Here is a 23,841-nt window from a genome sequence, read left to right on the forward strand (position 1 = left end):
CCGTTCGCGACATGTGTCTTGCGTTTGACAAAAAAAAGCCCCCGAGATTTTCGGAGGCGCATGGGTTCGATTATGGTTTACCGTTACCGGCCCATGCGCGTGGTTCCTACGATTACGACTAGCGTTCTCATCGCCAGAGGCTCCTCTTTGCTTGCAGGGGACATTATGAGCGGGGGGAAGGGGCGTCAACAGGCAATCGCACCAATTTTCTATCTTGAGGGCGGTATTTTGCGACATTTTATTGCGCAGATTGACGCATGTCGGGAATTTCCGCGAATTTGATCGTGCATTTGGTGCTCATGGCACTGAATTGACTTGTCAGAATGCGTCAGGCCGATGTCCGAAACGGGCATGATCGGCGCCCCTGTCTGCGTCACGCTGAACCTGAGAGCCCAAACAAGGGAGGCGGAACATGTTACACGATCTGGTAGATCTTGGGCGGTATCCGATCGATCGGCCGGACTCACCGGCCTACGACAGGATGATCGAAGATTTGAAGCGCGAGTTGGATCAGGACGGATGCGCGGTTCTGCCCGGCTTTGTTCATGAAACCGGTATCGAGCTGTTGTTGCAGGAGGCTGACACTGTCGCGCCCAAAGCGCACCGGTCTTTCAACCGCACCAATGCCTATTTCACCAAAGACGATCCGCGTTTTGGGATCGCCCATCCGATCCGCCGCTTTTACGACCGTTCAAACGCGTTTGTGCCCGCTGACAATTTTCCAGATTCCGGTCCGCTGCGCAGGATCTATGAGTTTGAAGGCTTTCTGCCTTTCATTCGCGAAGCATTGGGAGAGGATGAGGATCGGTTCTTTAGATACGATGATCCGCTGGCTGATGTGATTATCAACGTGGTCGAGGAAGGGCAGGGCTTCCCCTGGCACTTCGACACAAACAACTACACCGTGACACTTGCGATTCAGAATGGCGAAGAGGGTGGGGCGTTTGAATATGCACCCAATCTACGCAGCACTGAAGACGAGAATTTTGATGCGGTCGCCTCGATCCTTGACGGGAACATGGCACGTGTCAGGCAGTTAGAACTGCAGCCCGGTGATCTGCAGATTTTCAGGGGACGATATTCTCTACATCGTGTCGCGCCGGTCAAAGGTGACCGCAGACGATATGTCGGCATTTTTTCATTCGTTGAAGCAGAGGGCATGTGTGGCGGGGTGGAGCGGACCAGACAACTATATGGGCGAGTGCTGCCTCATCATTATGAACGTGAGGGGCTGAGGAAAGACCAGTTGCTGGATTGAACGGCTTTGACCTGTAAGATAGCGCTGTTTCAAACAGGAGATTCAGCGTGTCACAGATATTGCAGCTCACACCTTTTGTTTTGTGCTCATCTTTGAAGAAGCAGATCGACTTTTACTGCGATCGATTGGGCTTCAACTGTGGTTTCACGCAGGACAACTATGCTTTCCTATCTTTGGGATCGGTTGCCATTCGCTTGCTTGAGTGTCCGCCGCGTGCGGATGGCCGACCCCTTGGGGCTGAGCATTCCTTTTACATTGATGTAGAAGGGATCGATGAGTTGTACGAACAACTACGTTCGGGGTTGGACGATCTGCCCGAAGGTCGCGTACGCGCACCGTTTGACCAACCCTATCTGCAACGCGAGTTCCACGTGCTCGACGAAGATGGCACGCTTATATTCTTTGGCGAAGATATTCGGCCACGTTGAGGCCGAACTAAAAGCCGACACCAGTGCCCTGCAGCATGCCGTGTTCCATGGCGTATCGTGTCAGGCCTGCGGTCGAGGAAATGCCAAGTTTGCGTTTGATGTTCTTGCGATGGGTCTCAACGGTTCGCACTGAAATATCCAGGGCCAGAGCGACCTCTTTGTTGGATTTACCCTGTGCAAGCTCCAAAAGAATGGTTTGTTCACGCCCCGTAAGGGCCTCGCGCGCGCTGTCGCCTTTGGGTTCAAGTGAGCCACTGGCGCCAGTGCAAAGGTAACGCTCACCCTGCATCACGGCGTCGATCGCCTGTTTGATTTCCTCGGTCTGAACGTCCTTCAGAATGTAACCTCTCGCACCGTGGCTCAGAGCCGTAGAAATGTACTCCGGGCTGTCATGCATGGACAGTATCAGAACACGGGTGTCCGGCAGCCGTTCGAGGATGAGCTCGGTCGCGCTCAGACCACCCAGTCCGGGCATGTTCAGATCCATTAAAATGACATCCGGCTGTAGGAGGTTCGCCTGATCTACTGCTTCCTGACCGTTACTGAGCGTACCGACGACTTCGATTTCGTCATAGCTTTCCAGGATTGACTGAATGCCTTCGGCAACCATGGGGTGGTCGTCGACGATCAGGACACGGATCGTATTGGAACTCATGAACCGGCCTTTCGTTTCGGTGTTGCGTCTTCCTGCGGTGGCAGCAAGTGGCTAAGCGGCAAACTGGCCTCGATCACGGTGCCACTTTGCGCGCCGCGTGATGACAGAATGCGCAGGGAGCCGTCAAGCTGTTCGATGCGCTCCTGCATGTTGCGAAGCCCAATGCCGCTGCCTGATCGGTTTGGTCCGGTGCGCAATCCGCGGCCATTGTCCGTGATCCGCATGGTTGCACCTTTCTTGTGGCCGCGCAGGTCAATGGTAACACGAGTTGCGCCGGAATGGCGTTCGATATTCGTCAGTGCCTCCTGCGCGATACGGTAAAGAGCGATCTTGCTGTCCTGATCCAGACGGTTGCGGAAAACAACGGTGGTGAATTCAGTTTCAATTCCGGTGCGTTCCCTGAAATCATCGGTCAGCGCCTTGAGGGCGGGGCCAAGACCCAGATCATCCAGAACACCAGGGCGCAGGTCTCGGCTGATACGGCGAACCTCGGTAATGGCGGTGCCCAGATGCTCGATCCCTTTGTCCAACGGATCACGTGCGCCATCATCGTCGCCGCGGGACAAGCGGCGGCGAGTGTTATCCAGCGCATAACGGACACCAACCAGTATCTGGCTGATCCCATCGTGCAACTCGCGGGCCACGCGACCACGCTCTTCCTCCTGCGCATCGAAGACACGCTGGGTCAGTTCCTTGAGTTTGGCATCCGCCAGGCGGCGTTCGCGGATGTTCAGTAACATACCCGAGGTAAAGACGATCAGAACCGCCGCCAAAACAATCCCGCCAATATACATGAAAGTACGCTGTACGCGCGCCTCAACCTCGGCCCGGGCATTGGCAACGGTGGCCACAATGTCGTCGATAAAGACACCTGTCCCGACCACCCAGCGCCAGTCCTGCAGTCCCACGACATATGCAATCATCTGCGCCTCTTCCCCGGTCGAGGGCTTTTGCCACATGAAGCTGTGCCAACCGGCACCCTGACGGGCGAGACGAATGAATTCGTTTACGACGGGCGTGCCATCGCTGTCAGTCAAGCCTTCCCAGTTGCGGTTGATGAACTCGGTCTGGCGCGGGCTGACCAGATTATTTCCCTCATAGTCATAGACAAAGAAAAAACCATCCTTGCCATAGATCATTGCCGAGAGGATTTGTTTCACGAGGTTCTGCGCGATCTCATCATTTGGGGCGGCGCGACCATAGATATAGGCGAAACCGTTGCGTGCCTGAGTAACGTAGTTGCGCAACTCTTCTTTCTTGGCCTCGATCAGACGACGCTCCAGGGCCTGAATCTCACGCTCGGCTGTGGCCCGAGATTCATATGTCACCAACAGTGCAATTGCCGCCACAGCCACGACCAGCGGTAGGGCGGCCACCAGTGACAGCTTCTGTGCGTAGGTCAGTGAGACCAGATTTCGGAATCCCCTCATGGTCGAATCGATACGCAAGCCGAGGGGTAATTGCAAAAAGAATGGGCATTTTAGTGCGGTAAAGCCTTGAGAATTCGGGTTCAGGCTTGAAATTGAGGCTAATAATTATCCGGAAAGCTGAAAAAAAGCCCGTCCTCTACGCAGTACTAGGTATTCACATTCACATCCTCGTCATTAGGCTGGCGCGCACTGAAACGATTAAGCCCGGAGGAGTCCGGGTACTGAATATGTAGGGGAGGATCACTCATATGGATCGTCGTAAGTTTCTGAAAACGTCAGCACTGGGCGGCTCAGCCGCGGCGGCGACCGCTCTGGCGGCACCGGCATACGCGCAGGGTAACCGCACGCTGACTATGGTTACCTCGTGGGGCCGTGGCCTGGCTGGGGTATTTGACAGCGCGCAGCGTTGCGCCGACAGCATCAATGCTATGTCGGATGGCAGCCTGACCGTTGACATCAAGGCAGCTGGTGAGCTGGTTGGCGCGTTCGAAGTATTCGACGCCGTATCATCGGGCCAGGCGGACATGTATCATGCGGCTGACTACTACTTTGTTGGTCAGCACCCGGGCTATGCCTTCTTTACTGCTGTTCCGTTCGGTATGACCGCTCAGGAAATGGTCAACTGGTACTACCAGGACGGCGGCATGGAGCTGCATGACGAGCTGGGCCAGATTTTTGGTCTGAAATCGTTCCTGGCAGGTAACACCGGCGCGCAGGCAGGTGGCTGGTACTCGAAAGAGATCAACAGCCCGGAAGACTTCAACGGTCTGAAGTTCCGTATGCCGGGTCTGGGCGGTAAAGCTCTGGGTAAACTGGGCGCATCTGTTCAGAACATCCCGGGTTCGGAAGTGTATCAGGCGCTGTCGTCCGGCGCGATCGACGGAACCGAGTGGATCGGTCCGTGGGCCGACGAGAAAGCCGGCTTCCAGGAAATCACCAAAGTGTACTACACCGCTGGTTTCCACGAGCCGAACGCAGGTCTGTCGCTGGCAACCAACCGCGACGTCTTCGAAAGCCTGACACCTGCTCAGCAGAAGATCATTGAGATCGCGGCGGCTGAATGTCACCAGTGGAACCTGGCTCAATTCCTGGCTAACAACGGTGCGGCCCTGCAGCGTCTGCAGTCGGGTGGCGTCAAGGTCATGGAATTCCCTGACAGCGTCTGGGATGCGTTCGGCGCAGCCAGCCAGGAAGTTCTGGACGAGAACATGGGCGATGAGCTGTTCAAGAAAATCCACGACAGCCACATGGCGTCGTCGGCGTCGTCGGCAGGCTGGCTGGACCAGTCTTCGGGCATCTACACGGCCCAGCGTAACCGCGTACGCGGCTAATCACATTCAATACGATCAATTGGTTTCCCCGCCTGTGCGGGGGAACCTTTCCTATTGCAAATGCGCGGATTGGACAAAACCGCTATAATCAGCATTGCAACTGATGCGACCTGGGGACAACATGCAGGACGATAACGGTATCTCCTTCTTCGGCGCCCTGTGGAACGGACTGGTCTGGTTCGTTCAGAACATCGCCGAAGCATTCTATAATTTCGGATACGCCATCACGCATCCGCAGCTCTGGCTGAACTGGTCGGACAAAGAAGCCATCATGCGCTTTGTCTATTATGGCGGATCGGTCGAGTTTTTCTTCGTGATCTTCACACTGTTTCTGGTTCTGACGGCCATTGGCCTCTATTACCGGAACTTCATGTGGGGCATGGTGCGGGGCCTTGAGGCGTTCGCGAACACGACCGGGCGTTTCTTTGCCTGGGCAGGTTTGCTGATGGTGATTCAGCAGATCGTCATCGTATTCATGCAGCGCGTATTCGCGCGCCCCGACATGTCGTTCGGGCTGGGCATTCCGGTCCAGATGGACATCAGCTGGTACGCTGAGGAACTGAAGCTCTATAACGCAATGGTCGTTTGCCTTTGCTGTACCTACACATTCGTACAGGGCGGGCATGTTCGTGTTGACCTGATCTATGCAGGTATCAGCCACAAGGCCAAGCGTGTGGTGGATATGCTGGGTTCGGTACTGTTCATGATGCCAATGGCAGTGCTGACCTGGATGTACGGCTGGTACTTCATGTGGCGGCACCTGATCGTGCCAAAGCCTTCGGCAAGCGACACACTGGATCGGTTGGTGATGAAATCCCGCGCCTTGCGCTGGAACGTCGAAACCATCGGTTTCAGCCCCAACGGCTTTAACGGCTATTTCCTGTTCAAGATCCTGCTGGTTGCATTTGCGGCGATGGTTTTCCTTCACGCAATCGCATTCCTGTACCGATCCTATCTGGAATACGTAGAAGGACCCGAAAGCGTTGGAAAATACCTCGACAAGGACAGCCTTGGCGAGGGTGAAGAAGCCTACGAAGGCGCACATTAGGGACGGAGACCCAGACAATGTTATTCGGACTTGATGGCGTCGAGATAGGCCTCATTATCGTATTTTTCTGCCTCTTCGGGGGCATCCTATCCGGCTTTCCGGTGGCCTTTGCCATTGGTGGGGCAGGGATTATCTCGTTCGGGATCATCGCGGCGTTGGACAGCGCCGGATTGTTGATCCATCAGGCGATCGATACCGGTTCGCAAGCCTACAGGGATGTTGTGAACTCGGGCATCAAACCCGACACGATATCCGTGTTCCGATACCCGGATTTGCCAAGGATCGCCGAGCCGGTTTTTGCATCAGGTTGGGAAACCGCTCTGGACCGCAACGTGTCGTTCATCGTTAACCGTATGAACGAACGTGTTCTGGCGGGCCAGTCGATTGAGACCCTGCTGGCGGTGTTGATGTTTGTTCTGATGGGCATCACGCTGGAGCGCTCGAAGATCGCAAACGATCTGCTGACTACAATGGCGCGCGTCTTTGGCCCGCTGCCGGGTGGTTTGGCCGTGTCAATCGTGGTCGTGGGTGCATTTCTTGCAGCCTCGACCGGGATCGTGGGTGCCACCGTTGTAACCATGGGCTTGCTCGCGCTGCCGACCATGCTGCGCAACAACTACTCGCCTGAACTGGCGACGGGTGTCATCGCGGCATCGGGCACGTTGGGTCAGATCATTCCACCGTCCATTGTTATCGTTCTGCTGGGTACGCTTGCCGGTGACCTCTATTCGACCGCACAGGAAACCCGCGCGGTTGAGGCAGGGTGTACCGACGCGCTGACCTATCTGGGTGAGCCTGCGGTGGTTTCGGTTGGAACATTGTTCCAGGCGGCTCTGCTGCCAGGGATCATGCTCGCGTTGCTCTATGCGCTTTATGCGTTTGGCTATGCACTGCTGAACCCGGACAAGGCGCCTGCGGTTGCAATGTCGGGTGGCACGGGTGAACCGATTACCCGCGCCGAAGGTCTGACTTGGCTGCTGGGTGCACCGGTTGCTCTGATTGCTGGTGCCTTCCTGCTGGGCAGTGTCGGTGTGATCGGTAGTCAGAACATCGCAGTATCGGGCTTTTCCGATGTCGGGCAGGGCGCGTCGCTTCGCACCAATGTCTCGGCTGAGTGTCAGGCTTCGATGATCGAACTGCATGGTCAGTCTGCCTGGGATCAGGCCGTGGCCGAGCAGGAAGCGATTGACGAGGCAGGCGGTGTGTCACAGGCTCAGCGTCTGAGCGAAGAGGAGATCGCGGCTGAACGTGAGGCCAAGATCGCGGCAGCTGCTCCGATTGGTACTGGCGTGGCCGTGACAGTTGTACTGCTGGCTCTGACGCTGGTTCTGGGTCGGGGTATCGCACCCTCGCGCCCGATGCAGCCTTTGATCCTTGGTGCTATTGGCCTGTTGCTTGTCTTGCTTGTCGATACCTTGCTTGTCGCGCCAACAACATCTTCGGGTGTGACGTTCCTGTTACTGGCGATACCGTTTGCGATTGCGCTGTACGGGTGCAAAGAGGCTGCGGCGCGATGCGCCACAAATGATCTGATCCGGGTGGTCTTCCCGCCACTGGTTCTGATCATCGCGGTCTTGGGCTCGATCCTTGGTGGTATCACCAACCCGACACCGGCCGCTGCGCTGGGTGCGGGTGGTGCGATCATGCTGGCCGCCTATCGCAAGCTGCAGGATGAGGGACGTTCCGGCAAAGTGATCATCTGGTCGACCTTCGCAGTCATCATCTGTCTGCTGTTGGGTGTGAACTTTGATCTGCGCATCAATCAGGGTGGCGTTACGTTCGAGACCTGGGTGGCATTCGTTCTTGCCTATGCTGCCTATCTCTATGCGCTGTTCGGCTTGCTGTTCGGTTGCTGGATCCTGTTTGCCAGTGGTGTCCTAACACCCGTGGTACGCGAGACGGCCAAGGTGACATCGATGGTGTTCACCATCCTGATCGGGTCACAGCTTCTGAACCTTGTGGTGATTTCGTTCGGTGGTGAGCATTACATCCAGCAGTTCCTGAAGAGCTTTGACAACGAGTTCACGGTCTTCCTGATCGTGATGCTGGTGCTGTTCATTCTGGGCTTTGTGCTGGACTTCCTCGAGATCATCTACATCGTGATCCCGATTGTTGGTCCGGTGATCTATGGCGGGTCGTTCGATCCGAAGTGGGTCACCATCATGGTTGCAGTGAACCTGCAGACATCGTTCCTCACGCCACCGTTCGGGTTTGCCCTGTTCTACTTGCGCGGGGTGGCACCCAAAGAGGTCACGACGGGCCACATCTACAGAGGTATCATTCCGTTCGTGATCATTCAGGTGGTCGGTATTGCGATCCTTTGGTTCTTCCCAACGATCGTAACGATCGTTCCGGATCTGATCCCGAATTAAGAGATCGCATAGCAACAAGACACAACCGGAGGCCAAATGGCCTCCGGTTTTTCGTTTCAGACGTCGGTTTTTGCGTGGGTTAGTTTGGCGAACTCACGCTCTGCACCGTGATCGATCTCCAGATGGGTGACATCCAGTGTGCCTGCGTTCGGGTCGTTGAAGACAGAATGGTCCATCTTACCGACCCTTTGCGCGACGATCGTGGTAACTACCGCGTCTCCGGTGACATTCACGACAGTCCGCATCATGTCTACGATCCGGTCAACCGCCAGAATGATGGCGATCCCTTCAAGTGGCATCCCAAGCTGGTTCAACACCATGGCCAGCATGACCATGCCGACGCCCGGCACCCCAGCCGTACCAATGGACGCCAGAACCGAGATAGAGATCACCGTCAGATATCCGCCCAGACCTAAATCGATGCCGTAGACATTGGCCAGAAACACTGTCGCGACACCATGCATGATGGCGGTTCCATCCATGTTGATCGTTGCCCCCAGCGGAATACCGAAAGACGCGACCGAACAGTCAACACCAACGCGCTGTGTCACGCATTGCATGCTGGCCGGGATCGTTGCGTTCGAGCTGGAGGTTGAAAACGCGAAGACCTGAGCTGAGCGCATCTTGCGCATGAACATGCGTGGGTTCAGTCCTGTAAATGCATAAAGCAGCACCATCAGCGTTACACAAAGGTGGAAGACCAGCGTCAGGCTGATTGTTGTCAGATAACCGATGACCGGTGCGAACAGGCTGAATCCTTCAAGGGCAAAGGTTCTGGCGATCAGGCAGAAGACACCGATCGGCGCAAAGGCCATGACGATTTCGACAATCTTCATCGCCAGTTCGTTCATGAATTCACATCCTTGAACAAACGCTTTGGCTTTGCTGCCGATCATCAGGACGGCAACTCCGACCACGACGACATAAAAGATGATCTGCAGCATCTCACCGTTCGCCAGTGCATGCACCGGGTTCTTGGGAATGATGTTTGCAAGTATGTCCCACGCGGTTTGTTGAGACGCCACAGCGACATTCTGATCAGCAAGGTGCATTCCGGAAAATCCGGTGCCGGGACCAATCAGGCTGGCAAACACCAATGCGGTGGTTACGGCCAACGCAGTTGTTGCCAGATAGGTAACGAACGTCAGCCCACCTACGCGCCCTAATACCCTGATGTCACCGATACCGATGACGCCGCAAAGCAGAGAGAAGACGACCAGAGGCACTACCAGCATCTGAAGCGCATTCAGAAACATCTGGCCGATCATGCCGAACAAACCATTTACCAGATTGTTCTCTAGAAACGGATTGCCCCAATAGTTCAGGATCAATCCAAGAACGGTTCCCACAACCAAGGCAACCAGGATTTGTGTCGTCAGGTTTGCCGCAAGCAGTTTACGCATGGCGTACATCATTTGCTTTCCCCCAAATAAAACCAAAGCGACGGGCCGGGGACCCGTTGCTGCAATCGATAATTCAATGATGTCAAACGGCTGTGGCCGCTGAATTCCCGCTCGGTGCAACAGTGCACGAGGTCAGCGATATCTGGTGACCCAGCGTCAGTTTTCAACTCTCCGCTGAGCGCGATCACCAAAAACAAGCGCCTGGTTTCAACTTAAGCTAATGATCGGCGCCTGCTGTGAAGGCGTGAATATGTGTTTTTTTACAAGTGGTTGCCAGTTACGCGAACTGGATCAGATCCCAACGGTTTCCAAATGGATCGCGCCAAACTGCCACAGTGCCATATGGCTCGTGTCTGGGCTGTTCCTCAAAGTGAACGCCATTTGCAACCATGGCGGCGTGATCCCGCTGAAAATCATCCGTTTCGAGGAAGAAACCGACGCGGCCACCGGTTTGATTGCCGATGGCGGATTGCTGTTCTTCTCCATCTGCCTTGGCGATCAGCAGCGACGCCCCGCCTGATCCCTTTGGGCTCACCCGAACCCATCGTTTGCCACCACCCAGATCGATGTCCTGTGTAAGCTCAAAGCTCAGCGTTTGGGTGTAAAATGCGATGGCGTCATCGTAATCCGGCACCACGAGGGTGACCGCATGAAGGTTCTGCTGCATGGTAATTTATCCTTTGGTCGGATGCCGATCCGGAAGTTGAATATTGGCAACCTGCTCGGCAATCGGAGGGGAGGACAGCGGATGCTGAGCCGTTTCGGCAAACTCATCCGGGTCTTTGATGCTTTGCCACTCACCCTGCACATAGGCTTCGAGGCCCGAGAACTTGGCTTTGTAGCCCATTTTCGGGCTCCCCGGCACCCAGTAGCCGAGATAGATGTAGGGCAGGCCTGCCTCGCGCGCGATATCGATGTGATCAAGGATCATGTAGGTACCCAGCGAGCTTTGCGGCTGCTGCGGGTCATAAAATGAGTAGACCATGCTCAGCCCGTCATCCAGAACATCGGTCAGGCTGACCGCAATCAGGTTTCCGGTTTCAGGATCTGCATATTCTACAACACGGCTGCGGATCGGCGTCTCTTCGATCATCGCAGCGAACTCAAACACGTCCATATCTGCCATGCCGCCATCGGCGTGCCGGGCGTCCAGATAACGTCGGAACAGTTCATATTGGTCGTCTGTCGCCCAGGGCGATGTGGCGCGCCGCTCCAGATACGAATTGCGCTTGGCTGCGCGTTTCTGGCTTTTGGTTGGGCGGAAGGCCGAGACGTCGATGCGCGCCGATAAACAGGCGGCACAATCGGTGCAGGACGGGCGGTAAAGTACATTCTGGGACCGACGAAACCCTTGTTGCGACAGCGAATTGTTCAGCTGATCTGCGCCTTCACCCTGCAAGGCGGTAAATAGCTTACGCTCCATCCGGCCCTCAAGGTAAGGGCAGGGTTGTGGAGCCGTCACATAGAACTGTGGCGCTATTGGCAGCGTGTGTCGCATGAAGGTCCCGTGTTTCCTCGGAACGGATGATAGCAACCGTTCCGGGACGCGCCAAGTGATTCACTTCAAGACTGGCTTATGCGCGCTGATTGATCATCACAGTGCCAAGGAAGGCGTCTGTAAGGCCCTGACAACGGGCGCTGGTCAGCATCATGATCACTGAAATGATCTGGATAACGGGGAAGGCCATGCTGACAAAATACCCGGCCGTATGTGCAACAGCTTTACCGGTATCCATTCGCGCGCCAAACGCATCGCGCAACTCGATTCCCATGAAACGCATGCCCAGCGTGGCTGACCCGTTCGCGATTGTCACAACGCGATACACAAAGCTGACGACCATATAGATCAGCGCGAGGATAAAGAACCCGAGCCCAAAGGTAAGCACAATGGCGACTGTGCAAAGTAGTGAGATAAAGGCGATATCAAACAACCAGGCAATAAAGCGTTTGATCGCCACAGATTGATAAAACTCTGGTTGGCGATCAGGGTCAGGCAAATGGTTCATTTCATGAAGTCCAGGTGATGGGTGTCAAAGGCCCTGACCCGGGAATGCGGGGCAGGGCAAAGTTGTCTTGGGCAGGTCAGGCAGGATTGCCCGACTCGGCCTCATTCTGGTTGTCGCGGGCGCGTTCGTCCATGAATTGGTCGAATTCGGCTTTGTCTTTAGCTTCGCGCAGACGACGCAGGAAGGATTCGAACTCCTGCTGTTCACGCTCCAACCGTGCCAAAGTGTCGGCCTTATAGGCATCAAACGCGCTGTTGCCTGACGGCTTCATGGCGCTCATGTGGCTCTGCCAGGATTTGCGGTGGCTGCAGGATTTGCTGAACATACGTTTGCTCCAGATCATATAGGCAAGAAAGGCCAGGCCGATAGGCCAGAAGAAGATAAAGCCAAGGACCATGGCGGCAATCCAGGCGCCTTTGCCCTTGCTGTCTAGCCAGGCTTCACAACGGTGAAGCCATCCCGGATTTTCTGGGACGGTGTGTTCGGACAATGCGGTCATTGGGGTTCTCCAGGTTGATGTAAATTCCTTTCACATTGTCTAGATGGGAAGCCTTGGACTGGTTGCAAGGGGTGTATGTGAAAAAGATTTACATTTGGCCGAATGCAAGATGTTTGATCGGCTGGCGAAAAGGCAGGATGTGCCGAATTTTCCGTTTAGCTCGAAACAGGTTCTCTCAAACTCTGACACCAGTGTTTGCAGCAAGACAGTTTTGAGAAATCTAGAAGTCGAAGCCGGTTTGGATGGGGGGGGCGTAGGGGGATATTAGTTCTTCACCGTTTGCGCCCGGCTTGATTGGCTTTACGGTATGATGCTCAAATCGACCTTCGTATTTCGTACCAAGTGTCACTTGTGCGTCCTGCGGAGTGATGACGCCTGTTAGCCAGTCTTCAATTTCTTCAGGCGTCAGAATGACTGGCATTCGATTATGGATATGTGCGATCTGAGAGCTGGGCTTGCGGGTCATTATGCTGCAACTGTGGCGTCCATCTTCTGTCCGGTAGAAGCCCGCAAAGAACATCGTGGGTGAGTTGCTTTTAACAGAGATAAACACGGGACAATCGTGACCCTGGCCCTTTGGCCATTCATAGTAGCCAAGGGCTGGTACGAGACAGCGCCCGTTGTCCCAATAGTCCTTCCAGAAACTGACGTTTTCGATTTTTGAATTGATCAGGGGCTTCCGACTGCGGGGATCCTTGATTTGCCAACGCGCCGATGTAATTTCCGCACAATCACCATCCCAGCGGATCATGCTGACCTGGTCGGTTGGCGATATGTTGAAACCTCCTGATGGCAATCGCTCTGGAAGGTCAGGGGAGACTTTCCCATAAAGAAGGGCCTCCATAATCGCCAGCATTTGTCGCTGTGTCAGATGGCCGGCTGCAAATTTTCCACACATAGGAGAAGGTTAGGCGGATTGGGTAATTGGAACAAGTAAACGGCAAAATAAAGTACTTAAAATGTCGGGGCGACGTTGTTGTACATCATTGTCGTCTGGATCAGCTCTCGATCCGTCGTATCAAGGTCCCCATCCCCTAAATTGCTTGTCCGACCTGACAGGCTTGTTTGCAATTCTGGGGAATGAGGCGGTTTAAGTGTTTAAGCTGGTTAAACAGAGGTCGATTCAAATGAAGTTTTGAAGGTATGTCGGGCAAATATACCCACCGGTGAAAAAACCGTTTTGAAGTTATCGGGTGTCATGGCGAGTTCTTGAGTAACTCAATAGCCTTCAAAGTATCCTATGATCGTGCTGCCTCACGTCTTATGTTCGAGCCATAGTGCAAGGATGGCCTTTATTGTATGGCGCGTTTGCGATGCTGGTTCATTTGCAGGCTTGTGTGTCAATGAAATCAAGATTTGCAGATGAAACCTTGTTTTAACGCTGTTTGAAAAGCACTAGGGTTACATGAACTTATTCTGCCGGAGCTTTTTGTGAACACCTTTCTTAACCGCTCATCCGCATTTATCCGGATCGCTCCGGGCTCTTCTGGGTATCTTTAAAAACAAATGTCAAACTACATTCCGACTATGGAAAATACAGAAAACAAGACCGCTCCTACGCTTGATGAGATCCTGACACTCGAGAAGAAGGTGTGGACAGCGTTGGTTGAAGGGAATGCAGAGGCAGACCGTGCATTGCTAAGCCCGGACTTTCTGGGGGTTTACCCGACAGGGTTTGCAAACCGAGACGATCATGTGGGTCAATTTGCTGATGCGCCGACTATGGCCAGATTTGAACTCAGCGAGACCAAGCTAAGGGTGCTGTCACCTGATATCGTGTTGCTTTCCTACCGCGCAGATTATCAAAGGCCGGATGCGGCCGAGTGGGAGGCGATGCTGATCTCTTCACTTTGGGAGCGTCGCCTCGGCGTTTGGATCAACAGTTTCAGTCAGGATACTCCGACAGAGGCCAAGTGATAGGTTTGTCCCATTGACGCCGTGCGATAGGGCTGCGCAATTTGCCTCTATGAAAGATGTTCTTGCCATCAACCGTGTTCCGCGCCCCTTCGATCCGTCACTTGGTGAGGAGGCGCGTTCGCTTGTTCCGGATTTGACACCCGAGCAATCCGAGTTGATCGCGGGGACAGCAGGGTCCAGCCCATATCTCAAGGGGCTGATCGAGCGCGAGAGGGAGTGGCTGCCGCAAGCCATACAACACCCGGATCAGGCATTGGCCGAAGTGATGACGGCTGCGCGTGATCTTCCCCCCGACCAACTTAAGCCGGGTCTGCGTCAGGCCAAGCGTCGCATGGCGCTGTTGACAGCGCTTGCGGATCTGGCAGGTGCATGGCCATTGGAAAAAGTAACCGCGGCGCTGACTGATTTTGGTGCACTTGCTGCAGATGTGGCGGCAAAGGCCGAGATCGCAAACCTGATCCGTCGCGGCAAGCTGCCGGGTATGACGGATGATGACCTCGAAACCGCTGCTGGGATGGTGATCCTGGCGATGGGCAAGATGGGCGCGTATGAGCTGAATTACAGCTCTGACATCGATCTGATCGTGTTATTCGACGAGACCCGATTTGATCCTGATGACTTTTATGAGGCGCGTCAGAGCATGGTGCGCGCGACGCGGAATTTCTGTGCAACGATTAGCGACAAAACAGCAGACGGCTATGTTTTTCGCACCGATCTGAGGCTGCGGCCCGATCCAGCGGTCACGCCCGTCTGTCTGGCGATGGAAGCGGCTGAGCGCTATTACGAGAGCCTTGGTCGGACTTGGGAGCGTGCAGCTTACATCAAGGCACGACCGTGTGCCGGTGATCTGTCGGCGGGAACAAAGTTTCTGGAAGCACTGCGCCCGTTTGTCTGGCGGCGACATCTGGATTTTGCCGCGATACAGGACGCCCATGATATGCGCCTGCGGATTCGGGAAAACAAAGGTACTGGTGGTGCCCTGTCCATTCCGGGGCACGACATGAAACTGGGACAAGGTGGAATTCGCGAAATCGAGTTTTTCACGCAAACCCGACAGTTGATTGCAGGCGGGCGCGATCCGGATTTGCGGGTTCGTGGAACTGTTGAAGGTTTGGCAGCCCTGTCGTCCAAGGGATGGGTGCCGCAGGATGTGGCTGACAAGCTGACTGATCATTATCGTGCCCATCGCGAAGTCGAGCATCGCATCCAGATGGTGCACGATGCCCAGACGCACAAAGTGCCACAATCCGAAGACGGCATAGAACGGGTGGCATGTCTGATGGGGCTCAGCAGCGAAGAACTGACATCGGACCTGACCCGCCGCCTGACCGAAGTACATGAACTAACCGAAGGTTTTTTTGCTCCGGGGCCCGGTGCCGCGCCTGTGGCTGCACAGCCTGTCGAGTTCGACAAAGGTGTATTAGCACGATGGCCCACATATCCGGCCCTGCGCTCGCAACGGGGTGCACGGATATTCGAACGGCTGAAGCCCGAGCTGATGTCGCGGTTGGCAAAGACCGCCCAGCCAGAGGAAGCACTGGTCGCACTGGACGGGTTTCTTTCCGGGTTGCCTGCAGGTGTTCAGCTGTTTTCCCTGTTCGAGGCTAATCCGCATCTGATTGATCTGTTGATTGACATTGTGGGCACCTCTCACGCGCTGGCCACCCATCTGTCACGCAATGCATCGGTGTTCGATGCTGTAATCGGGGGTAGCTTCTTTACCGATTGGCCCGGACAAGCCGATTTGCAGGCAGAGCTGTCGCAGCTCCTTTCTGCCGAAGCCGACTATGAATCTCAGCTCGATCTCGCTCGCCGTTGGTGCAAGGAATGGCATTTCCGGGTTGGCGTTCATCATTTGCGGGGACTGATCGATGGTGCACAGGCAGGGCAGCAATATGCCGAGCTGGCGCAAGCGGTGATCGCCGCCATACTTCCCTTTGTCATCGAGAATTTTGCGCGAAAACACGGCCCGGCACCCGGGCGCGGTGCTGCTGTTCTGGGGATGGGGTCTTTGGGGGCAGGGCGGATCAACTCGCAATCCGATCTGGACATGATTGTGATATATGATCCGCAGGATCAGGATATGTCAGACGGTCCCCGACCGCTTGCCACGCGCACTTACTATGCTCGTTTTACCCAAGCATTGATTACGGCCCTTGCTGCTCCGATGGCGCAGGGTCGGCTGTATGAAGTCGACATGCGCTTGCGCCCCTCTGGTAATCAGGGGCCGGTGGCAACCAGTTGGCATAGTTTCACTAATTACCAGCAGAACGAAGCCTGGGTTTGGGAGCATCTTGCCCTGACGCGGGCGCATGTGGTGGCTGGTGATGATGAGTTGGCAGAAGACATCGAAGCGTTCCGTTCGGAGTTTTTGTCACGACCACGGGACCACGGCAAAATTCTGCGCGAAGTTTCCGAGATGCGTGGACGTCTTGCGGCGGCCAAGTCTCCGGCCGGGATCTGGGATGCGAAAAACGGCGCAGGCCGCCTGATGGATATCGAACTGATTGCCGAAACCGGAGCTTTGCTGTCGGGGACAACCAAACGTGATGTACATTCGGGATTGGATGGCGCAGTCGCTGCCGAATTACTGGATGTCGCGCAGGCGCAAACGCTTAAAGACTGTTACGATTTATGCTGGTCCGTACAATGCGCGGCACGGCTGTTGTCTGGCAAGGTGATCGAAGCTGACAAGATTGGCGAGGGCGGCACGGCCTTTCTGTGCCGTGCTACCGGCTTTGAACAGGTCGAACAGTTGCAGGCTGCGCTGCAGGAAAGTTATGACACCGCTGCCGCATTGATCGGAGCCGTGGTTGAGGGGGACGAAAATGGCACGCAGTGATGATCCGAATGATCCAAAGGGCCTTATCCGAGAGGCTTATCGCATCGAAGGCATCGCTTTGCCTGAGTGTCGAAGCATCTTTCTGGACTGGGCGCTTAGCCTGCCTGATGACCGTGACCAGCAGCAGGCTTTGTCCGACCTGCACACAGTGTATTCTGGTCAGGATGCCGAACACCCGATGACTCAGGTGCTGAGCGAGGGGTTGCAGGCCGCACAAACGCCTAAACGGCGCGGCGGCTGGCGCTCGCGCCCGCGCTAAAGGGCTTTTACACGCGCATGTTCGGGACTATGAGGGCGTCATGACCCAGACTTCCTCTTCCGACCGCCCACGAATCCGTCTGAAACCCAAAGCCAACGCTCGTGGTGTGCGTCACGGATTTCCTTGGGTGTACGCCAATGACATTGTCACCGACCGGCGCACCCGCAAGATCGAAGCCGGAGCGCTGGCGGTTCTTGAAGATGACAAGCGTCAATCGATGGCTTTGGTTGCGGTCAATCCCGCATCAAAGATCATGTGCCGCATTCTGGATCGCGATCCCGCTGCTGAGCTCAATGCCAATTGGTTCGAGGCACGACTGCAACGCGCGCTGGAGATGCGAGAACGCCTGTTCGACAAGCCCTACTACCGTCTGGTCCATGCCGAGGCGGATGGCTTTCCGGGAGTGATCATTGACCGGTTTGGTGACGCATGTGTTGTTCAGCCGAACGCGGCCTGGGCTGAGCTGTACCTTGAACTGCTGACAGAAGCTCTGATCAAGGTGACCGGCGTCAGCACCATACTCAAGAACGCATCAGGTCGGACCCGTGGATTGGAAGGTCTGGACGATGTCAATCTGACCTTGCGGGGCGACGCACCTGACGCCCCTTTGCCGGTGCCGATGAATGGCGCGACTTATATGGCAGACCTTACCGGCGGGCAGAAAACAGGGCTGTTCTACGATCAGCGCCCAAACCATGCCTTTGCAGCCAGATTGGTCCAGCCGGGAGCACGCGTGCTCGATGTGTTCAGCCATGTCGGTGGGTTCGGGCTGGCAATGCTGGCAGGCGGTGCGGCACAGGCTTTGTCGGTCGATGGCTCTGCCGCTGCGTTGGAACTTGCCACAAAAGGTGCCGATGCCTCGGGTTTCGTCGACCGGTTTGAAACGCGTCAGGGGGATGCCTTTGATGTCTTGACGAAACTTGGCGAAGAAGGCGCTGAATTCGACGTTGTCATCTGTGATCCACCTGCATTCGCACCGTCCAAACAAGCGCTCGATGCCGGGCTGCGTGCCTATGAACGAATTGCACGGCTCGCTGCGCCCCTGGTCAAGCCGGGTGGCTATCTGGGTCTTTGCTCGTGCTCTCACGCGGCGGATTTAGGGCGGTTCCGTGATGCATCCTCGCGTGGCATTGGCCGGGCAGGCCGGCAGGCACAAATGATCCACACGGGATTTGCCGGGCCTGATCATCCGCAACTGCCGCAACTGGCCGAGAGCGGTTATCTCAAAGCCGTGTTCTACCGGTTGTGAAGGCAGTTCTGGATACTTGCGTCATCTACCCCACCGTGATGCGGGAGATGTTGCTGGGTGCCGCGGCCATAGGGCATTTCACTCCGATCTGGTCGGCGCGCATCCTCGAGGAATGGGCTCGAGCTGCCCGCAAGCTCGGACCTCAGGGCGAAGCGCAGGCACGCGCCGAGATCGCATTGGCACAATCCAAATGGTCCGATGCCGAACGCCCAGCCGCTCCGGGTATCGAGCAGCGGCTCTGGCTGCCGGACATTGCAGATGTTCACGTCTTGGCGACGGCCGTCAGTGCCTCGGCGGATGCAATCGTTACCGTGAACGCCAAGGATTTTCCCAGAAATATACTGGCGGAAGAGGGGCTTGAGCGGATTGATCCGGATGCACTGCTGCATCAGTTTTGGATTGGGGATCCTCAGGGTATCGAAGCTGTTTCCGCAGAAGTCCTGGCTGAAGCCAACCGTCTGTCAGGCGATCAGTGGACATTACGTGCGCTGATGAAGAAAGCCCGGCTGCCGCGCTTGGGCAAAGCTCTGGCGACTTAGGGCAAGACCTTAGCCATTCGAGCCCCAGCGGTGTTCCAGTGCCTCAAGCGCCGCAATGCGCTCGTCCGTCTTGGGGTGGCTCATCAGCCAGGCCGGTACCACACCGGCCCGCTGCTGTGTCAGATCCTCAAGCTTGTGGAACAGAGATTTTTGCGGACCGATCCCGATACCCGCTTTGGTCAACAACGCAGCCGCATATTCGTCTGCCTCGTACTCATCCGCACGCGACAGGCGTGAGGCGAGCAGGGCGGTCAGGGCATTGGCAATCCATGCGCCGATAAACGGGATGAACCTGTTCAGGATCATCATCAGCGCAGCCCGCATCGCATTCTGACCCGAAAAGTCGATCATCCGGCGACGCGCATGCCCAAGCGCCACATGGCCGAGTTCATGCGCGATTACGCTTGCCATCTCTTCTGCGGACACTTCGCCATTGCGGAACTTTCGATAGAATCCGCGCGTTATGAATATGCGCCCATCCGGGGCGGCTAGGCCGTTAACCGGATCGATTTCATAGATATAAACCGGCACACGCGCGACATCCAATGCCGACGCAAGCCTGTCCGTCATACGTTTAAGTGCCGGATCAGCCAGTTCAGTAGACTTTGCATCCAACTCCCGATGCGTGCGCCAGACGGAAATCCGGTACATGACAAAGGCATAAGCGATGGCCAGCAAAATGGGAGTTAGACGGAGCATGTTCTAGATATGGGACCGCGTTATCGGTGGGGCAAATACTATTTTGACTTTGCCTTGTAAAAGATTGTGCGTTTCGCCTGAAGCAACAGATGATGCCTTGGTTCGCAGGTCGTTGATCTATAAAGCACACCCCAGAAACTAGATATCTGATGCCCTATTTCCGCCATTTTGGATCAGCAAAAAGATGACAAGGTTCAAGAAATGAGCATGCGCGGCAAGGTCGGTTTCTGATAGATATAACAACTGAAAATTTGAGGGAGCATTCGTCATGGGCCATGAGTTTGACTACTTGATTGAAAAAATCCGCAACGCGGAGTTTGAGAGCAAGCCGTTCAAGCATCTTCATATCGAGAGTTTTTTGTCCGACGAACATTTTGAGGCGGTTGTAGGCGCACGTGAGATCGATACGACCGCTGCAAACACGCCAGGGCAACTTCTAGACCAGCTGGAAAGCGTTGGTTACAGAGCCATCTCTTTTCCGGGTTGTGTCACTTCGAAGGCCGAGTACCTGAAGTGGCTCGAGGGTGAGTCTCAGAAGAGCGTTCATAAGGCGACCGAGGGATTTGGAATGGTCCTGCGCCTCACGCCCCCAAATGGCAGCATTCTGGAAGCACTTGATGCCTTTCTGAAATCCGACGAGATGAAAGAGGCGCTGGCCAACAAGTTCGAGCTTCAGGGAGAGCTTGTGGTGGATGCCGGAATACAGAAATACCTGCATGGCTACGAAATCAGCCCTCATCCCGACACCCGGCGCAAAGCGCTAACGTGGATGTTCAATGCCAATCCTGGCTCGGATAGCGAAAATGCCGATATCCACACGCACTATATGACATTCAAGCCAGAGTGGGCGTTTATTTCAAGCTTCTGGCAAGGCAATCAGGATGTCGATCGGTGTTGGGTGCCGTGGGATTGGTGCGAAACCCAGAAGCAGCAGCGCAACAACAACAGCATCGTGTTTTTTGCGCCCTCAGAGGACACTATGCACGCAGTGAAGGCGAATTATGATCATCTGAAGACGCAGCGGACCCAGTTTTACGGAAATCTCTGGTACAAAGTCGATCCTATGTTGCCGAAGGTCGAGTTTGAAGATCTGGACATTCGGGCGCATATGGCGGCCACTTCTTCAACGCTCAATTCCATGAAACGCACAGCGGCTGGACGAGCAGCGATTAGCCTTGCCAAAAAATTCAAAGAGCGGGTGTAACGCTTTCAACAAAGCGACTTTCGCCTGTCAGTGCTAAGCAGCCCGGTCACAGTGCATCGCGCAACTGGGCTGCAACACGTTTGGACCTGAAGGGTATGCAGAAGTTAATTAGCGCGTAAGTTCCCGCATTCCCTGTTCAAGTCCGGCCAAGGTCATGGGGACCATGCGATCTTCAAAGATCTCGCGGATCATGCCAATCGAATGCGTATACTCCCAGTATTTTTCAGGCACCGGGTTGATCCAAAGATTCGAAGTCCATTGCTCGCGAGCACGTTGTAGCCAGACCTGCCCGGATTCCGGGTTCCAGTGTTCGTTTGCACCACCGGGATAGGCGATCTCGTAAGGGCTCATCGATGCGTCGCCGACAAAGATGCACTTGTAGTCTCCGCCATAGGTACGAAGGACTTCGTGTGTTGGGGTTTGCTGGTCCCACCGACGACGGTTGTCACGCCAGACACCTTCGTACAGGCAGTTGTGGAAGTAGTAGTATTCCAGATGCTTGAACTCGGTCCGGGCGGCCGAGAACAGCTCTTCGACCACCTTGATATGCGGGTCCATCGAGCCGCCTACATCGAGGAACAGCAAAACCTTCACCGCATTGTGGCGTTCTGGTCGGGTTTTGACGTCTAGGTAACCGTGTTCAGCAGTCGCTCGGATCGTACCATCCAAATCCAGCTCTTCGGCGGCGCCTTCACGCGCCCAACGGCGCAGGCGTTTCAGTGCGACCTTAATGTTGCGGGTGCCAAGCTCAACCGTGTCGTCGAGGTTCTTGAACTCACGCTTGTCCCAGACTTTCACCGCACGTTGATGGCGGCTTTCTTTCTGCCCGATACGAACACCTTCGGGGTTGTAGCCATATGCGCCAAACGGAGAGGTGCCTGCGGTGCCGATCCATTTGTTGCCGCCCTGATGGCGACCCTGCTGCTCGCTCAGACGTTCACGCAGCGTTTCCATAAGCTTATCGAAACCACCCAAGGCTTCGATCTCGGCTTTCTCCTCGTCCGACAGATGTTTTTCCGCCATCTTGGCCAGCCAGTCGGCCGGGATGTCGACAGCTTCGAGCACCTGTTCAAACGAAATCTCATCCAGTCCTTCAAAGCTGGCGGCAAAGGCTCGGTCGAACTTGTCGATATTGCGCTCATCCTTCACCATCGACACGCGGGCGAGGTAGTAGAATGCCTCGACGTCGTAGGTCGCTAATCCCTTTTTCATACCTTCAAGAAAAGTCAGATATTCCCGCAACGAAACGGGAATGCCGGCTTTTCTGAGATTTTCGAAAAAGGGTAGAAACATGGATCTACGCTACCAGACGGACAAGGATCAGCGACAGGATTAGTCCAACCAATGCAAAGGCGATGCCGTAACCGGCCGCGTATTGCGCCATGTCAGCGCCACTGCCGTTACGTTTCCGAGCCGTCAGGGCACCCAGAATCGCACCCAACAAAGCCATTCCCAGAACCACTACCATGCGCGTATCATCCGTCTTCGATGTTCTGCGGGTTGCGCAATGCGATGTCCTGCATCAGCGAGCGAACCACAACTTCCGAGCCAAAGCCGTATCGCGCCCACCCCAGACTGTCCAGCCTGACGGCGCGTGCCTGTTCGTATCTTCCGGACTGTTTCAGAGCTTCGGATTTCAGCAACATAAGCGTGGCCAGCATGGATGCGTTTTCGGCGCGTGTCATGACTGCGATTGCATTGTCGATTTCAGGCAGGACGCTTGGTCCTTTTCGACGTGCCAGTGCATAAGCCGCGGTTTGCGTGGTGATATACGCACGATGTAACTCGGTGCCGGGTGTGTTCGCCAGATATTGCTGTGCGATTGCATATTGGCGCTGCGCTTCCTCTGGGTTGTCGAATTGCCCCATCCGCCCCATCAGATAATGTGGAAATGCCCTGCGGTGATCAGTCCACCCTTGTTGTTGCCCGATTTGTGCTGCCCTTTGAGCGGATCGGAGCCGATTGGCAGAGGATGAACGGGACCCAACGGATTTGTGGATCGCCTTGATCCATTCCCGTGGGGTTTCCGAGATTTGTTGTGCGGGCAGGTTGTCGCCGCGCGGGTTCAGTCGACTAAGAACACCAGGGATGACCGCAGCAGCCTGTTCGCGCGTCATGCCGCTTTGCAGTTCAGGCAAATAGGCCGCACGCAGCATCAACATGTCGAAACCAGTCAGCACGGTGTGGAAATTATCATCGTTAAAGACTGAATCCGGCAAACGATACAGGTCGTTTAGCGGACCCAGAGCCTGCGCCAGCTCTTCATGCAGACAATCCCGGATTTCCTGCGGACTAACGTCATAGGGAATAAAGATTCCAAGCCGCTCGCGACTGCGCAGTTTGGACCAGTTGCTTTTCGGTTTTCGACGGTCGCTGCGATACTCTTCGAAACTGGATGCGTTTGGAACCACGAAACAGGCTGCTTGCGGTAGTATACGCTGGATCTGCTTTTGGCTGACTGCTTCGATCGTGATGTTGGCCTGACCATCAGTGATCTCTTGGATGTCGATCCCGGCCTCTCTGCGAAGACGGGACAACAGGCGAGTGAGATCAGTTCGCATGGTGGCCGGCGGCGTCCCCGTTAACCGCACGGTGACGGGCATCTCGAAACGTGTAAAAACAGGAAGCTCGGCGCCGCTTTCGAGCTCGAAGTGAAGATCCAGAAAATCTTCGGCCATGTTTTTGTTCGATCGCACAGGCGG

23 protein-coding genes are annotated in these 23,841 nt (G+C 55.4%); 11 read left to right on the top strand and 12 right to left on the bottom strand.

The genetic code is table 11. The annotated features are described in order from the left end of the window. Positions 1–412 precede the first annotated feature (412 nt). Positions 413–1,258 (top strand): HalD/BesD family halogenase, encoded by an 846-nt coding sequence (locus ACR0IO_RS06680; protein WP_480740284.1) that lies wholly within the window; start codon positions 413–415, stop codon positions 1,256–1,258. 47 nt (positions 1,259–1,305) lie between these two features. Then, on the top strand, positions 1,306–1,686 hold the full coding sequence (locus ACR0IO_RS06685; protein ID WP_480740287.1) for a bleomycin resistance protein: 381 nt from the start codon (positions 1,306–1,308) through the stop codon (positions 1,684–1,686). A 7-nt stretch (positions 1,687–1,693) separates the two neighbouring features. Here the strand turns inward: ACR0IO_RS06685 and ACR0IO_RS06690 are convergent, their stop codons facing one another. Together ACR0IO_RS06690 and ACR0IO_RS06695 are read right to left on the bottom strand one after the other, a co-directional pair. Then, positions 1,694–2,341, bottom strand: coding sequence for a response regulator transcription factor (locus tag ACR0IO_RS06690; RefSeq protein WP_155150930.1), 648 nt, complete (start codon positions 2,339–2,341; stop codon positions 1,694–1,696). Then, complete coding sequence (locus ACR0IO_RS06695; RefSeq protein ID WP_170330865.1) at positions 2,338–3,771, bottom strand: cache domain-containing protein; 1,434 nt, start codon at positions 3,769–3,771, stop codon at positions 2,338–2,340. The genes ACR0IO_RS06690 and ACR0IO_RS06695 overlap by 4 nt, the downstream gene beginning before the upstream one ends. Before the next feature lie 248 nt (positions 3,772–4,019). Here ACR0IO_RS06695 and ACR0IO_RS06700 point away from each other — a divergent pair, with 248 nt between their 5' ends. The 3 genes from ACR0IO_RS06700 (at position 4,020) to ACR0IO_RS06710 (ending at position 8,522) form a co-directional block, all read left to right on the top strand. Further along, positions 4,020–5,102 (top strand): TRAP transporter substrate-binding protein, encoded by a 1,083-nt coding sequence (locus ACR0IO_RS06700; RefSeq protein WP_155150923.1) that lies wholly within the window; start codon positions 4,020–4,022, stop codon positions 5,100–5,102. A gap of 121 nt (positions 5,103–5,223) precedes the next feature. Next, positions 5,224–6,150, top strand: a complete 927-nt coding sequence (locus tag ACR0IO_RS06705; protein ID WP_170330863.1) for a TRAP transporter small permease subunit — start codon at positions 5,224–5,226, stop codon at positions 6,148–6,150. Between the two features lie 17 nt (positions 6,151–6,167). Then, the gene (locus tag ACR0IO_RS06710) at positions 6,168–8,522 is read left to right on the top strand and encodes a TRAP transporter large permease subunit (protein ID WP_170330862.1); all 2,355 of its coding nucleotides are present in this window, start codon (positions 6,168–6,170) and stop codon (positions 8,520–8,522) included. 56 nt (positions 8,523–8,578) lie between these two features. On the opposite strand, the gene ACR0IO_RS06715 is transcribed toward ACR0IO_RS06710, so the two are convergent. The 6 genes from ACR0IO_RS06715 to ACR0IO_RS06740 form a co-directional block, all read right to left on the bottom strand. Further along, positions 8,579–9,925 (bottom strand): dicarboxylate/amino acid:cation symporter, encoded by a 1,347-nt coding sequence (locus ACR0IO_RS06715; RefSeq protein WP_480740292.1) that lies wholly within the window; start codon positions 9,923–9,925, stop codon positions 8,579–8,581. A gap of 277 nt (positions 9,926–10,202) precedes the next feature. After that, complete coding sequence (locus tag ACR0IO_RS06720) at positions 10,203–10,592, bottom strand: VOC family protein (protein ID WP_480740294.1); 390 nt, start codon at positions 10,590–10,592, stop codon at positions 10,203–10,205. 6 nt (positions 10,593–10,598) lie between these two features. Further along, the gene (locus ACR0IO_RS06725) at positions 10,599–11,423 is read right to left on the bottom strand and encodes an arginyltransferase (RefSeq protein WP_155150909.1); all 825 of its coding nucleotides are present in this window, start codon (positions 11,421–11,423) and stop codon (positions 10,599–10,601) included. 76 nt (positions 11,424–11,499) lie between these two features. Further along, complete coding sequence (locus ACR0IO_RS06730) at positions 11,500–11,931, bottom strand: RDD family protein (protein WP_170330856.1); 432 nt, start codon at positions 11,929–11,931, stop codon at positions 11,500–11,502. A 76-nt stretch (positions 11,932–12,007) separates the two neighbouring features. Beyond that, the gene (locus tag ACR0IO_RS06735; protein ID WP_170330854.1) at positions 12,008–12,430 is read right to left on the bottom strand and encodes a DUF2852 domain-containing protein; all 423 of its coding nucleotides are present in this window, start codon (positions 12,428–12,430) and stop codon (positions 12,008–12,010) included. A 220-nt stretch (positions 12,431–12,650) separates the two neighbouring features. Further along, positions 12,651–13,328: an SOS response-associated peptidase gene (locus ACR0IO_RS06740; RefSeq protein ID WP_480740296.1), complete on the bottom strand. Its 678-nt coding sequence runs from the start codon at positions 13,326–13,328 to the stop codon at positions 12,651–12,653. A gap of 629 nt (positions 13,329–13,957) precedes the next feature. Here ACR0IO_RS06740 and ACR0IO_RS06745 point away from each other — a divergent pair. Genes ACR0IO_RS06745 through ACR0IO_RS06765 form a run of 5 tightly spaced genes read left to right on the top strand, consistent with a single transcriptional unit; the run spans position 13,958 to position 19,236 of the window. Continuing rightward, entirely contained in the window at positions 13,958–14,347 is a 390-nt protein-coding gene (locus ACR0IO_RS06745) for a nuclear transport factor 2 family protein (protein WP_254436718.1), read from the top strand. Between the two features lie 49 nt (positions 14,348–14,396). Further along, complete coding sequence (locus ACR0IO_RS06750; RefSeq protein WP_480740298.1) at positions 14,397–17,189, top strand: [protein-PII] uridylyltransferase family protein; 2,793 nt, start codon at positions 14,397–14,399, stop codon at positions 17,187–17,189. Beyond that, complete coding sequence (locus ACR0IO_RS06755; protein WP_155150893.1) at positions 17,176–17,448, top strand: hypothetical protein; 273 nt, start codon at positions 17,176–17,178, stop codon at positions 17,446–17,448. Before ACR0IO_RS06750 ends, ACR0IO_RS06755 begins: the two co-directional genes overlap by 14 nt. A 40-nt stretch (positions 17,449–17,488) precedes the next feature. Continuing rightward, positions 17,489–18,697: an RSP_2647 family RNA methyltransferase gene (locus ACR0IO_RS06760; protein WP_480740300.1), complete on the top strand. Its 1,209-nt coding sequence runs from the start codon at positions 17,489–17,491 to the stop codon at positions 18,695–18,697. Then, entirely contained in the window at positions 18,694–19,236 is a 543-nt protein-coding gene (locus ACR0IO_RS06765; RefSeq protein ID WP_480740301.1) for an RSP_2648 family PIN domain-containing protein, read from the top strand. Before ACR0IO_RS06760 ends, ACR0IO_RS06765 begins: the two co-directional genes overlap by 4 nt. A 9-nt stretch (positions 19,237–19,245) precedes the next feature. On the opposite strand, the gene ACR0IO_RS06770 is transcribed toward ACR0IO_RS06765, so the two are convergent. Continuing rightward, positions 19,246–19,935, bottom strand: coding sequence for a M48 family metallopeptidase (locus tag ACR0IO_RS06770; protein ID WP_480740304.1), 690 nt, complete (start codon positions 19,933–19,935; stop codon positions 19,246–19,248). A 268-nt stretch (positions 19,936–20,203) separates the two neighbouring features. Here ACR0IO_RS06770 and ACR0IO_RS06775 point away from each other — a divergent pair, with 268 nt between their 5' ends. Then, positions 20,204–21,139: a hypothetical protein gene (locus ACR0IO_RS06775; RefSeq protein ID WP_480740306.1), complete on the top strand. Its 936-nt coding sequence runs from the start codon at positions 20,204–20,206 to the stop codon at positions 21,137–21,139. 108 nt (positions 21,140–21,247) lie between these two features. On the opposite strand, the gene ACR0IO_RS06780 is transcribed toward ACR0IO_RS06775, so the two are convergent. The 3 genes from ACR0IO_RS06780 to ACR0IO_RS06790 are packed head-to-tail and all read right to left on the bottom strand — an operon-like array spanning position 21,248 to position 23,817. Next, the gene (locus tag ACR0IO_RS06780) at positions 21,248–22,432 is read right to left on the bottom strand and encodes a vWA domain-containing protein (protein WP_480740307.1); all 1,185 of its coding nucleotides are present in this window, start codon (positions 22,430–22,432) and stop codon (positions 21,248–21,250) included. Positions 22,433–22,436: 4 nt separating this feature from the next. Next, a complete protein-coding gene (locus ACR0IO_RS06785) occupies positions 22,437–22,607 on the bottom strand; it encodes a hypothetical protein (RefSeq protein ID WP_170330838.1) in 171 nt (56 codons plus the stop codon). Between the two features lie 7 nt (positions 22,608–22,614). Beyond that, positions 22,615–23,817: a DUF2927 domain-containing protein gene (locus ACR0IO_RS06790; protein ID WP_480740308.1), complete on the bottom strand. Its 1,203-nt coding sequence runs from the start codon at positions 23,815–23,817 to the stop codon at positions 22,615–22,617. Positions 23,818–23,841 lie beyond the last annotated feature (24 nt).

The sequence above is a fragment of the Ruegeria sp. CE12 genome (assembly GCF_056537525.1).

What these genes read in the sequence shown, in the direction of transcription:
- ACR0IO_RS06680 (WP_480740284.1), top strand. Translation starts at nt 413, where the DNA reads ATGTTACACGATCTGGTAGATCTTGGGCGGTATCCGATCGATCGGCCG.
- ACR0IO_RS06690 (WP_155150930.1), bottom strand. Translation starts at nt 2,341, where the DNA reads ATGAGTTCCAATACGATCCGTGTCCTGATCGTCGACGACCACCCCATG.
- ACR0IO_RS06695 (WP_170330865.1), bottom strand. Translation starts at nt 3,771, where the DNA reads ATGAGGGGATTCCGAAATCTGGTCTCACTGACCTACGCACAGAAGCTG.
- ACR0IO_RS06700 (WP_155150923.1), top strand. Translation starts at nt 4,020, where the DNA reads ATGGATCGTCGTAAGTTTCTGAAAACGTCAGCACTGGGCGGCTCAGCC.
- ACR0IO_RS06705 (WP_170330863.1), top strand. Translation starts at nt 5,224, where the DNA reads ATGCAGGACGATAACGGTATCTCCTTCTTCGGCGCCCTGTGGAACGGA.
- ACR0IO_RS06710 (WP_170330862.1), top strand. Translation starts at nt 6,168, where the DNA reads ATGTTATTCGGACTTGATGGCGTCGAGATAGGCCTCATTATCGTATTT.
- ACR0IO_RS06715 (WP_480740292.1), bottom strand. Translation starts at nt 9,925, where the DNA reads ATGCGTAAACTGCTTGCGGCAAACCTGACGACACAAATCCTGGTTGCC.
- ACR0IO_RS06720 (WP_480740294.1), bottom strand. Translation starts at nt 10,592, where the DNA reads ATGCAGCAGAACCTTCATGCGGTCACCCTCGTGGTGCCGGATTACGAT.
- ACR0IO_RS06725 (WP_155150909.1), bottom strand. Translation starts at nt 11,423, where the DNA reads ATGCGACACACGCTGCCAATAGCGCCACAGTTCTATGTGACGGCTCCA.
- ACR0IO_RS06730 (WP_170330856.1), bottom strand. Translation starts at nt 11,931, where the DNA reads ATGAACCATTTGCCTGACCCTGATCGCCAACCAGAGTTTTATCAATCT.
- ACR0IO_RS06735 (WP_170330854.1), bottom strand. Translation starts at nt 12,430, where the DNA reads ATGACCGCATTGTCCGAACACACCGTCCCAGAAAATCCGGGATGGCTT.
- ACR0IO_RS06740 (WP_480740296.1), bottom strand. Translation starts at nt 13,328, where the DNA reads ATGTGTGGAAAATTTGCAGCCGGCCATCTGACACAGCGACAAATGCTG.
- ACR0IO_RS06745 (WP_254436718.1), top strand. Translation starts at nt 13,958, where the DNA reads ATGGAAAATACAGAAAACAAGACCGCTCCTACGCTTGATGAGATCCTG.
- ACR0IO_RS06750 (WP_480740298.1), top strand. Translation starts at nt 14,397, where the DNA reads ATGAAAGATGTTCTTGCCATCAACCGTGTTCCGCGCCCCTTCGATCCG.
- ACR0IO_RS06755 (WP_155150893.1), top strand. Translation starts at nt 17,176, where the DNA reads ATGGCACGCAGTGATGATCCGAATGATCCAAAGGGCCTTATCCGAGAG.
- ACR0IO_RS06760 (WP_480740300.1), top strand. Translation starts at nt 17,489, where the DNA reads ATGACCCAGACTTCCTCTTCCGACCGCCCACGAATCCGTCTGAAACCC.
- ACR0IO_RS06770 (WP_480740304.1), bottom strand. Translation starts at nt 19,935, where the DNA reads ATGCTCCGTCTAACTCCCATTTTGCTGGCCATCGCTTATGCCTTTGTC.
- ACR0IO_RS06775 (WP_480740306.1), top strand. Translation starts at nt 20,204, where the DNA reads ATGGGCCATGAGTTTGACTACTTGATTGAAAAAATCCGCAACGCGGAG.
- ACR0IO_RS06780 (WP_480740307.1), bottom strand. Translation starts at nt 22,432, where the DNA reads ATGTTTCTACCCTTTTTCGAAAATCTCAGAAAAGCCGGCATTCCCGTT.
- ACR0IO_RS06785 (WP_170330838.1), bottom strand. Translation starts at nt 22,607, where the DNA reads ATGGTAGTGGTTCTGGGAATGGCTTTGTTGGGTGCGATTCTGGGTGCC.
- ACR0IO_RS06790 (WP_480740308.1), bottom strand. Translation starts at nt 23,817, where the DNA reads ATGGCCGAAGATTTTCTGGATCTTCACTTCGAGCTCGAAAGCGGCGCC.